This is a genomic window from Bradyrhizobium sp. NBAIM08 (assembly GCF_020193935.1).
Taxonomy (GTDB): Bacteria; Pseudomonadota; Alphaproteobacteria; order Rhizobiales; family Xanthobacteraceae; genus Bradyrhizobium; species Bradyrhizobium yuanmingense.
Genome location: NZ_JADYVR010000158.1, coordinates 1 through 472, shown reverse-complemented (window position 1 = coordinate 472; position 472 = coordinate 1). Strand labels below are relative to the sequence as shown.

The 472-nt window shown below is 69.1% G+C and carries 1 protein-coding gene; it reads left to right on the top strand.

The features are described from left to right. A partial coding sequence (locus I6F37_RS38900) for a DUF2332 family protein (protein WP_225154207.1) occupies window positions 1-472 on the top strand: 472 nt, incomplete at both ends.

The following is a 472-nucleotide window of genomic DNA, read 5'->3' as shown; positions in this document are numbered from 1 at the left end:
CGGCATGCCGCCGGCGCTGCGCACCGCGCTCCTCGGCGAGCTGCGGCTCGACGCCGGCACCGAGCTTCCGCCGCTCGGCGACGACGAGGTGTTCGAGGTGGATGGCCCGCTCGATCTGACCATGCTGCGCGAGATCGTCGGCTTGCCGATCCCCGAGCTGCGGTTTCCCCCGGCCATCCCGCGGATGGCGTTCATTCCCGATCGCTCCGTGTTCTCGATCATCCGCGAGCGCGATCAGCTCGTGCATCATCCGTACGACGACTTCGCGAGCTCGGTACCCATGTACGCGGACCTCGCCCGCCGCATCGCCAACGACGACGAACTCCTGGCGCTGCTCGGTCATGCACCCGCCGAGCAACGTCTACCGGTGCTGTTGTTCGCGAGCGTCCATTCGCTCGTGCTCGCCGACCCGACGGTGGCGCTCGGCCAGTACTACGCCTCGGTGAACGCCGATCCGCGCCACGACTCGGCG